The sequence below is a fragment of the Xanthobacter autotrophicus genome, from assembly GCF_030015065.1.
Classification (GTDB): Bacteria; Pseudomonadota; Alphaproteobacteria; order Rhizobiales; family Xanthobacteraceae; genus Xanthobacter; species Xanthobacter autotrophicus_D.
In genome coordinates this window covers 1-403 of the sequence record NZ_JAIVFN010000520.1, presented here as the reverse complement: position 1 = coordinate 403, position 403 = coordinate 1, and the positions used below count along the sequence as shown (strand labels likewise).

Sequence of the window (403 nt, the reverse complement as noted above, 5' to 3'; positions counted from 1 at the left end):
TTGCTGTGCGACGCGTCGGTACAACGCAATGGCGCTATCTGGACGGCGCGGCGATGCTGGACAACCCGGCACTGCTGCGGCAACTGCTGCCGGCGCTGGAGCCGGGCGTGACGCTGCCCAGGGGCGGGATGGAAGCGCTGTAGTCGCAGGCGCGCGTCCATCCACGCCCGGGCTGGATCCATTGCAGGCCTGGGCGTGTGTCAGCGGAACAGCGCGTTCAACGCCGCGCCCGAAGCCGCCTGCTGCAGGCCATCGAAGCGGCCGTCCTGCAAGATCGGCTCGATGGCCTGCATCAGCCCACCCCACGCAGCTCGCGCCAGCGCACCGCCCAGGCTGACCCGTCGCACGCCGAGTGCCGCGATGTCCTGCAGGCTCAGCGGTGTCCGTCCACCCACCAGCAGGT

Annotated in this window: 1 pseudogene; it reads right to left on the bottom strand. The window is 70.5% G+C overall.

The features are described 5' to 3' along the window. Window positions 1–200 precede the first annotated feature (200 nt). Window positions 201–403, bottom strand: a pseudogene (locus tag K9U40_RS24315) (isocitrate lyase/phosphoenolpyruvate mutase family protein); the annotation flags it as partial.